The following is a 9524-nucleotide window of genomic DNA, read 5'->3' on the forward strand; positions in this document are numbered from 1 at the left end:
GGACAGGGAGGAGGACAGGGGGGCGGGCAGCACCCCGGCGGACAGCAGCCAGGGGGGCGGCAGCCCTCCGGCTTCTTCCTCCACTCCCAGTCAGAGAATTTATAATGGTTCATAAGCGTACTCCTTTTCCGCTTGGGTCGTGGTCGTGCCACACTCCAGCTTATGCTGGTGGGAAAGAAAGCGTGCCGTGGAGCAAATTGGGGGTTGACAGGGCTAACTGTAACTGTTATAGTTACAGTATAAATTGAAACATAAAAAGTTACAGTTCAAAGCTGGACCCTATGGGATTACCGGGACATACTGACTACGATACAATATGGAGAAAGGATGGACATCATGAGCGTCATCGAAATCAACAAGAACAATTTCGAGGAACTGGTACTGAAGGCGGAGCAACCGGTGTTGGTGGATTTCTGGGCCCCCTGGTGCGGCTACTGCCGCCGGATCGGGCCCATGCTGGACCAGGTAGCCCAACAGTTTGAAGGCAGACTGGTGGTGGGCAAGATCAACATTGACGACGAGCCCCAGCTGGCCGACCAGTACGGGGTGGAGGTCATCCCCACCCTGTTCCTGTTCCGGGGCGGCTCTGCCGGGGAGCCCATTGTCAACCCCGGCTCCAAGGCCCAGCTCATCGACTGGATGGGCCTGTAAGGAAAGGAGGAGGACCGCATGGCGGACTATGAGATCCTGATCGTGGGCGGCGGCCCGGCGGGCTACACTGCCGCCCTGTACGCCGCCCGGGCCGGGCGGAAAACAGCGGTGGTGGAAAAATTGTCCCCCGGCGGTCAGATGGCCACCACCAGCGTCATCGACAACTATCCCGGCTTCCCCGACGGGGTGGACGGCTTTGAGCTGGGGGAAAAGATGGAGGCCCAGGCCCGGAAGTACGGGGCGGAGACCATTTACGCCGACGTCACCGGGGCCGACCTGACCGCCGATCCCAAGGTGGTGCGCACCAGCGAGGGGGACTTCACCGCCGGGGCGGTGATCCTGGCCACCGGGGCCTATCCCCGGGAGCTGGGCCTGCCGGGGGAGAGCCAGCTCCGGGGCCGTGGGGTGGCCTACTGCGCCGCCTGCGACGGTATGATGTACAAGGGCAAGGTGGTGGCGGTCAACGGCGGGGGCAACACCGCCGTGGAGGACGCCCTCCACCTGTCCCGGCTGTGCAAAAAGGTGTACCTCATCCACCGGCGGGACAGCCTGCGGGCCTCGGCGGTGTACCACAAGGCCCTGGAGGAGGCTGGGGTGGAGATCCTGTGGAACAGCAGGGTGACCGCCCTGCGGCAGGAGGGCCGCCTCACCGGGGTGGAGCTGGAGGACGTGCGCACCGGGGAGAAGCGGGAGCTGGCCTGCGATGGGCTGTTCGTGGCCATTGGTCGGGTGCCCGACACCGCCCTTTTCGCCGGTCAGGTGGACACAGATCCGGCCGGCTACCTGGTAGCCGACGAGAGCTGCCGAACCAGCGTTCCCGGAGTGTTCGCCGCCGGGGACGCCCGCACCAAGGCCCTGCGGCAGGTGATCACAGCCGCTGCCGATGGAGCCAACGCCGCCCACTGGGCGGACGACTACCTGCTGCGGCAGGGATAAAGGAGACGTTGCCCACATGAATGGACTGTTCTGCGTAGCCGTCCACGCCCTGATCTACCTGGACAAGCGGGGATGCGTCCTGTCCAGCGAGGAACTTGCGGGGAACATCTGCACCAATCCCGCCCGGGTGCGCAAGGTGATGGCCCCCCTGAAGCGGGCAGGACTGGTAGAGACCCGGGCCGGCGCGGAGGGGGGCTACCGGCTGACCGCCGCCCCCGCTCAGGTGACCCTGGCCCAGGTGGCCGACGCCCTGGGGGTGCGGTTCGTGGAGCCCGCCTGGCACAGCGGCGGGGAGGTGGACTGCGGTTGTATGGTGGCTTCCGGTATGGCCAGTGTGATGGACGGCCTGTTTGACGAGATGGAGGCTCGCTGCCGGGCCCGGCTGGGGGAGCTGACCCTGGCTGACCTGGAGGACCGGCTGACGGCGGAAGGGAGGAATACCCGTGGGCTTTGAGCTGGAGACCGGCGTGCCGGCGCTCACCGTATTTTTGCAGGGGCTGCTCAGCTTCTTCTCTCCCTGCGTGCTCCCCCTGGTGCCCCTGTACGTAAGCTACCTGGCGGGGGGTGCCAGAAGGGTGGACGAGAACGGGGTCATCCGCTATCCGAGGGGAACGGTGCTGGTAAACACCCTGTTCTTCGTGGTGGGGGTGAGCTTTGCCTTCTTCGTCCTGGGCTTCGGCTTCACCGCCCTGGGCAGCTTTTTCAGCGGCAACCAGATCTGGTTTGCCCGCATCAGCGGCATCATTATGGTGCTCTTCGGCGTGTATCAGCTGGGGGTGCTGGGCAAGTCCGCCGCCCTGGAGCGGGAGCACCGGCTGCCCTTCCGGCTGGACAGGTGGGCCATGAACCCTCTGGTGGCCCTGGTGCTGGGCTTCACCTTCAGCTTTGCCTGGACCCCCTGTGTGGGACCCACCCTGGGCAGCGTGCTGCTCATGGCCTCCTCCGCTGCCAGCGCCGCCAAGGGCTATCTGCTCATCGGGGTGTACACCGCCGGGTTCGTCATCCCCTTCCTGGCGGTGGGGCTGTTCACCGGCACGGTGCTCAACTTCTTCAAGACCCACCAGCAGGTGGTGCGGTACACCGTGAAAATCGGGGCTGGACTGCTCATCCTCATGGGCGTCATGACCTTTACCGGCTTTATGAACGGCATCACCGGCTACCTGTCCGGGTTTGGAGGCGGCGCGGCGGCCCAGACCGCCAGCCCAACGCCCACCGCCGCTGCCACCCCGGAGGCAGTTCCGTCGGCCAGCCCTGACCCGGAGCCTACCGAGAGCCAGCGGCAGGAGATCGCCGCCCCCGACTTTACTCTGACGGATCAGTACGGCAACACCCACACCCTGTCGGACTACAAAGGGAAAACCGTGTTCCTCAACTTCTGGGCCACCTGGTGCGGGCCCTGCCAGGGGGAGATGCCAGATATCCAGGCTCTCTACGAGTCCTATGGGCAGAACCAGGGGGATCTGGTGGTGCTGGGGGTGGCCAACCCCGGGGGACAGGACGTGTCCCAGGAGGAAGTGGAGGCGTTCCTGAATGAAAACGGCTACACTTTCCCGGTGGTGATGGATACCACCGGCATGACCTTTGCCTATTACGGCATCCAGGCGTTCCCCACCACCTTCATGATCGACGTCAATGGCAATGTGTACGGCTACGTACCCGGCGCCCTTACCGGGGATATCATGGAGTCCATTGTACGTCAGACCATGGAGAGCTGCAGCGAATAGTAGGGCCGCCATACATGGCGGCCGCCGTTCCGGGGCGGGGATCGGTACAGCGGGCGGCCACAGGCCGCCCCTACACAAACGGCACAGGTTTGTCCGTAGGGGCGATTATCAATCGCCCGCACGTTCCCGGGCGGGTCTGGGACCCGCCCCTACGCAAACGAGGACGGGCATCGGGCGACCACGGCACCGGTTTATCATCTCCACTCCCAACTCTTCACTCTGACGATAGTGTCTTCTTGTCATTTCCCCGGAACTCTGGTATGATATAAGGTACTTGCAATGTAAAGGGGTTTTACCGTGTTTGAAGTGATCAAGACCGAGGGAAAAGCCCGGCGTGGGGTATTCACCTGCGCCCACGGCACTGTCCAGACGCCGGTTTTCATGAACGTGGGCACCCAGGGAGCCATCAAGGGAGCGGTTTCCGCCCTGGACCTGAAGGACCTGGGCTGCCAGGTGGAGCTGTCCAACACCTACCACCTCCACCTCCGCCCCGGCGACCAGGTGGTGCGCCAGATGGGGGGACTGCACAAATTCATGCGTTGGGATGGGCCCATCCTCACCGACTCCGGCGGGTTCCAGGTGTTCTCCCTGGCCGGCCTGCGGAAAATCAAGGAGGAAGGGGTCACCTTCGCCTCTCACATCGACGGGCGGCGGATCTTCATGGGCCCGGAGGAGTCCATGCAGATCCAGTCCAACCTGGGCAGCGACATCGCCATGGCCTTTGATGAATGCGTGGAGAACCCGGCCACCTATGAATACGCCAAGGCCTCCTGTGAGCGCACCCTGCGGTGGCTGGAGCGGTGCAAGGCGGAGCACGACCGGCTCAATTCTCTGCCCGGCACGGTGAACCCCCACCAGATGCTTTTCGGCATCAACCAGGGGGCCACCTTCCCAGACCTGCGGATCTGGCATATGAAAGAGACCGCAAAAATCGACTGCGAGGGGTACGCCATCGGTGGGCTGGCGGTGGGGGAGCCCACCCAGGTGATGTACGACATCATCGACGCGGTGGAGCCCTATATGCCGGCGGACAAGCCCCGGTATCTCATGGGGGTGGGCACTCCCTCCAACATCATCGAGGCCGTCGCCCGTGGGGTGGATTTCTTCGACTGTGTCATGCCCGCCCGCAATGCCCGCCACGCCAAGCTGTTCACCTGGTCAGGGGCCCTGAACATCCGCAACGAGAAGTACAGGACCGATGAGCGGCCCATCGACCCGGAGTGCGACTGCCCGGTGTGCCAAAGCTTCTCCCGGGCCTACCTGCGCCACCTCTTCGTGGCCGAGGAGATGCTGGCCATGCGCCTGGCGGTGATGCACAACCTGTACTTTTACAACAAGCTGACCGGGCGCATCCGGGAGGCCCTGGACGGGGGCGACTTTGCCGCCTTCCGGGCGGAGTATTCTGAAAAGCTGGCGGGCCGAATTTGAAATAATCTGTGAAATGTGGGAAAAAGGCTTGTCAAATCATGCCTATCGTTTTATAATGTCTCATTGACGGCGAGAAACGCCAAAGCTAATTTCGGAGGGGATTGTATTGACAGCACAGCTTGCCACCACGTTGTTGTCCGGTACCGGTACTGACACCGGTTCCGGCACCATTGGACTTCTGGGGACCTTTCTCCCGCTGATCCTGCTGGTCGTGGTCTTTTATTTCCTGCTGATCCGTCCTGAGAACAAGAAGAAGAAGGCCGCCGCCCAGATGCGCTCCGCCCTGGCGGTGGGCGACCAGATCACCACCATCGGCGGCGTGGTCGGAACGGTATGCGCCGTGAAGGAGGAGACCATCGTCATCGAGACCAGCTCTGACCGGGTGCGCATGGAGTTCACCAAGTGGGCTGTGTCCAGCCGAGGCACCCAGACCACCCAGGACGGTCCCGGCGAGACCAAGGACGCCAAGGACAAGAAGTAATCCGCTTGTCAAAACGCCTCCCCCAGTGGGAAGCCTCGCAGAGTTCCCGCGGCCGCAGCCGCAGGAATAAAATCAAATCTGTCATTTCCGGGGACATGCGCCTCGGAAATGACCCTTTTCATGGCGGACAGGGCGACAATTTCGCAAGGAATCGAGCCCTATCCGCCATGCGGCTTCTTGCCGGAAAAGGCGCCCGCCTTTTCCGGCAGTCCTGCCAAGGACAAGAAGTAATATCGAATACCCTCCCCGCATAGGTTTCATCAGGAACCTGTGGCAAGGGAGGGTGTTTTTTATGGGAAAACGGGAGGAGGATCAGGGTACCCGGGCGATCCGCTGCGCCCTGGGCATCCTGTTGGGCGGGGCGCTGGCACTGGGCGTGTGCCTGCTGTTCCTGCTGGGGGCCTCCGCCGCCATCTCCGGCGGCCTGGCCGGGCTGGGGCTCACCTATCAGATCACCATCGTGGGCTGTGTGCTGGGGGGCTTCGCCGGGGGGCTGCTGGCCATCGGGCGGTGCGGCAGCGGGCTGGCCGCCGGGTTGGCGGTGGGGGCGGTGCTCTTCCTGCTGCTGCTCACCCTGGGAGCCCTGTGCTTTCGGGAGGTCTCTCTGGAGGGGGAGAGCATCGGCCTGCTGTGCGGGGCTCTGTGCGGCGGTGCCGCCGCCGGGCTCACCGGAGGCCGCCCCGGAGGCAGGCGGAGGAAAAAACGCGGAAGGCGTTGAAATGCGCCTGCCTCTGTGGTATAATAGCTTAAACCTATGTTTTAGGAGGGATATCGGAATGAAGCATATCAAGACGCTCAACGGCGCGACTCTGAAGAAGAGCGCCGCCCACGGCGGCTGCGGTGAGTGCCAGACCTCCTGCCAGTCCGCCTGTAAGACCTCTTGCACCGTGGCCAACCAGAAGTGCGAGAACCGGTAACAACACAAGGGCAAGGGTGGGTGTATAGCCCACCCTTTTCCATGCTCTGAGGAAGGAACAAGGATAATTATGGTACATACCTTTCAGTGCCTCGGCGTGCGCGTCGCCGTGGACGTGAACAGCGGCGCCGTCCATGTGCTGGATCAGCTGACCTACGATCTGCTCACCGCCCTGGCCCAGCGGGAAGAGGACGGAGCCAGCCTGGACGGAGAGCTGCCCCAGGCCCTCATGGCTGCCCTGCCCCAGTACGCCCCCGCCGATTTGGCGGAGACCTGGGCCGAACTGCGGGAATTGACGCGGGAGGGCCTGCTCTTTGAGGCCGACGACTACATCGACCGGGACAAGGCCGCCTCTATGCAGCAGCAGGCCCTGGTGAAGGCCCTGTGCCTCCACGTCTCCCACGACTGCAACCTGCGGTGCAAGTACTGCTTTGCCTCCACCGGCGACTTCGGCACCGGCAAGCGGATGACCATGGACATCGAAACCGCCAAGAAGGCCATCGACTTCGTCATCGCCAAGTCGGGCAACCGCCGCAACATCGAGGTGGATTTCTTCGGTGGGGAGCCCCTGATGGCCATGGACACCGTGAAGGCCACGGTGGAATACGCCCGCTCTATTGAGGAACAATATGGCAAGTGCTTCCGCTTTACCATCACCACCAACGGCGTGCTGCTCAGCGACGAAAACATCGACTACATCAACCGGGAGATGTCCAACGCCGTCCTCTCTCTGGACGGGCGGCGGGAGGTCAACGACGATCTGCGGCCCACCGTCAACGGCAAGGGCTCCTACGACGTGATCGTGCCCAAGTTTAAAAAGCTCATCGCCGGCCGGGGGGACAAGGACTACTATCTGCGGGGCACCTTCACCCGGTTCCACAAGGACTTTGCCGAGGACGTGAAGGAGCTGGCAGCCATCGGCAAGAACGTGTCGGTGGAGCCTGTGGTGGGGAAGGAGAGCGACCCCTACGCCATCCGGGAGGAGGATCTGCCCCAGCTGAAGGCGGAGTACGAGCGCCTGGCGGAGTACCTGAAGGACCACCGGGAAACCAACTTCTTCCACTTTAACGTAGACCTCCAGCAGGGCCCCTGCGTCATCAAGCGGCTGCGGGGCTGCGGCGCCGGCTGTGAATACGTGGCCATCACCCCCGACGGGGATATCTACCCCTGCCACCAGTTCGTAGGCAACGAGGACTACAAGCTGGGCAGCGTTCACGACGGCAGCTTTAACAAGGAGCTGTCCGGCAAATTCGCCGGTCTCAACGTGTACACCAGGGAGGAGTGCGCCCACTGCTGGGCCAGATTTTACTGCTCCGGCGGCTGCTCGGCCTCCAACCTACTTGTCGGCGGCGACATAAAGCACCCCCACAAGGTGGGCTGCGAGCTGGAGCGCAAGCGGCTGGAGTGTGCCATCGCCCTCAAGGCCATTGACGCCGGTATGGCTGATTAACGGGTATACAATTTGTAATTATACAATCTGTAATCGTTGTAATCAACATACGTTTCCCCGTCTCCAAAGGCGCAAAGCCTTGGGGGACGGGGATTTTTTGCGCCCTGACTTCCAGTATCAGGATATTGCCCGGTAAAAATGGGACACGGGCACGTCTGCATCTATGTGAAGCAATCTCGCTTTATAAATATGAGGCGGCCAGCCACGCCAACCAGCGGCTCAACACACTACATCGGCGATAGGGGAGGGGGACTCAGACAGCGTTTCGCATCAGCTCCGGTTTATTATGTTTACATAATAAAGTATACATAACTCTTCGGCATAATCTACAAAAATTATTTTTTTGGATGCCACATCTTGCACAATCTCTTCGGTTGGGATATAGTTATAAACAGAAGTAAACAGTATGGTCTGATTTGACTGTCGGACGCATAGGCTGATCCGGGGAGGTGAGGCCTGTGCGGAAGACCATTGTGGCTGCCTGGAGCGTTCCCCGGGAGGGGATCGTACCGGCGCTGATATTGACCTCGGCCTGCTTTCTGGCCGGGGGACTGGCGGGCTGTCTGCTGGCTGCCCAGGTGGGCGGCGCCGGGGAAACCAGCCTGACCGGCTATCTGGAGGCCTTTCTACAGGCCTCCGGCCAGGGCGCGGTAGAGCTGCCCGCCCTGTGGACCCAGATCTGGGATACCTTCCGCTGGCCCCTGTTCGCCCTGCTGCTGGGCTTCACCGCCCTGGGGGTGCTGGGCCTTCCGGTACTTTTTTCCATTCGAGGCTTTCTTTTGGCCTTTTCGATAGCCGCCTTTGTGCGGGCGTTCGGCGGGGCGGGCTGGCTGCTGGCCCTGCTGGTGTTCGGCGTGGGAGGGGCGCTGGCCCTGCCCGCCCTTTTCGTCCTGGGGGTGCAGAGCTTTCTGTCCGCCCGGGCCCTGGCCGCCCGGGTCAGGGGAGAGGGGGCGGGCCACGTGCTGTGGGGCCGGGCCTGTCTGACCCGGTGCGCCCTGTGCCTGGGGTGCGTCCTGGGGTCCATCCTGCTGGAGCGGGCCGTGGTGCCCGCCCTGCTGGCCGGGGCGGCGGGGGCTTTGCTGAATGGATAGAGAGAGAAAAAAGAGAAGGTGTGGTCAGATGGAGTATCTCAGCGGGTACGAGCACTATCTGGAAACTGAAAAAAACGCCTCGCCCAACACGTTGAGCTCCTACCTGCGTGATGTGCGGCAATATCTGGGCTGGCTGGAGGAGGGGGGGCTCACCCCTGTCCAGGCCACCCGCGGCGACCTGGAGGCCTACACCCACGGTCTCACCGCCCGGGGCAAGTCGGCGGCCACCGTCACCCGGTGCCAGGCCTCCCTGAAGTCCTTTTACGGCTGGCTTATGACCCAGGGACTGGTGAGTGAAAATCCCGTCCGGGGGCTGACCCAGACCAAGGTGGAGCGCAAGCTGCCCCACATTCTCACCTCCAAAGAGGTGGAGCTCTTCCTGGAGCAGCCAGATCCTTCCGACGCCAAGGGCTGCCGGGACAAGGCCATGCTGGAGCTGCTGTACGCCACCGGCATCCGGGTCAGCGAGCTCATCGGCCTGGACCTGGAAAACCTGAACCTGTCCGCCGGGTTCGTCCGGTGCGCCAGCCGGGGGAAGGAGCGGATCATCCCCCTGTACCAGACAGCCATCAAGGCCCTCCGTCATTACGTGGACCGGGTGCGGCCTCAGATGGTGGAGCACCCCGACGAGAAGGCCCTCTTTGTCAACATGAACGGGGAGCGGATGAGCCGCCAGGGGTTCTGGAAGATCATCAAGCACTATCAGGAGAAGGCGGGCATCCAGCAGGAGATCACCCCCCATACCCTGCGCCACTCCTTCGCCGCCCATCTGCTGGAGAATGGCGCCGACCTCCACTCCATCCAGGAGATGCTGGGCCACGCTGATATCTCCTCCACCCAGATCTAC

At 62.7% G+C, this 9524-nt stretch carries 11 protein-coding genes; all 11 read left to right on the plus strand.

Annotation, left to right across the window (positions count from 1 at the left end; translation table 11 throughout):
- Window positions 1-336 precede the first annotated feature (336 nt).
- Window positions 337-651 carry a thioredoxin gene (gene trxA, locus H6B51_RS14850; protein ID WP_204884430.1) on the plus strand — a complete coding sequence of 105 codons (315 nt, stop codon included), beginning with the start codon at window positions 337-339 and terminating at the stop codon, window positions 649-651.
- A gap of 18 nt (window positions 652-669) precedes the next feature.
- Window positions 670-1587 carry a thioredoxin-disulfide reductase gene (trxB, locus tag H6B51_RS14855; protein WP_204884431.1) on the plus strand — a complete coding sequence of 306 codons (918 nt, stop codon included), beginning with the start codon at window positions 670-672 and terminating at the stop codon, window positions 1585-1587.
- A gap of 16 nt (window positions 1588-1603) precedes the next feature.
- Complete coding sequence (locus H6B51_RS14860) at window positions 1604-2041, plus strand: RrF2 family transcriptional regulator (protein WP_204884432.1); 438 nt, start codon at window positions 1604-1606, stop codon at window positions 2039-2041.
- A complete protein-coding gene (locus H6B51_RS14865; protein WP_204884433.1) occupies window positions 2031-3311 on the plus strand; it encodes a redoxin domain-containing protein in 1281 nt (426 codons plus the stop codon). The genes H6B51_RS14860 and H6B51_RS14865 overlap by 11 nt, the downstream gene beginning before the upstream one ends.
- Window positions 3312-3608: 297 nt before the next feature.
- Complete coding sequence (gene tgt, locus H6B51_RS14870) at window positions 3609-4739, plus strand: tRNA guanosine(34) transglycosylase Tgt (RefSeq protein WP_204884434.1); 1131 nt, start codon at window positions 3609-3611, stop codon at window positions 4737-4739.
- Window positions 4740-4845: 106 nt separating this feature from the next.
- Window positions 4846-5220, plus strand: coding sequence for a preprotein translocase subunit YajC (gene yajC, locus H6B51_RS14875; RefSeq protein ID WP_335342179.1), 375 nt, complete (start codon window positions 4846-4848; stop codon window positions 5218-5220).
- 292 nt (window positions 5221-5512) lie between these two features.
- A complete protein-coding gene (locus H6B51_RS14880) occupies window positions 5513-5938 on the plus strand; it encodes a TIGR04086 family membrane protein (protein ID WP_243421344.1) in 426 nt (141 codons plus the stop codon).
- A 58-nt stretch (window positions 5939-5996) separates the two neighbouring features.
- On the plus strand, window positions 5997-6137 hold the full coding sequence (gene scfA, locus H6B51_RS14885; protein ID WP_087188745.1) for a six-cysteine ranthipeptide SCIFF: 141 nt from the start codon (window positions 5997-5999) through the stop codon (window positions 6135-6137).
- Between the two features lie 69 nt (window positions 6138-6206).
- Entirely contained in the window at window positions 6207-7586 is a 1380-nt protein-coding gene (gene scfB / locus H6B51_RS14890; RefSeq protein ID WP_204884435.1) for a thioether cross-link-forming SCIFF peptide maturase, read from the plus strand.
- 458 nt (window positions 7587-8044) lie between these two features.
- Window positions 8045-8677, plus strand: coding sequence for a stage II sporulation protein M (locus tag H6B51_RS14895; protein ID WP_335342180.1), 633 nt, complete (start codon window positions 8045-8047; stop codon window positions 8675-8677).
- Window positions 8678-8705: 28 nt separating this feature from the next.
- A partial coding sequence (locus H6B51_RS14900; protein ID WP_204884436.1) for a site-specific tyrosine recombinase occupies window positions 8706-9524 on the plus strand: 819 nt, incomplete at its 3' end.

Source organism: Pseudoflavonifractor phocaeensis, assembly GCF_016901955.1.
GTDB lineage: Bacteria > Bacillota > Clostridia > Oscillospirales > Oscillospiraceae > Flavonifractor > Flavonifractor phocaeensis_A.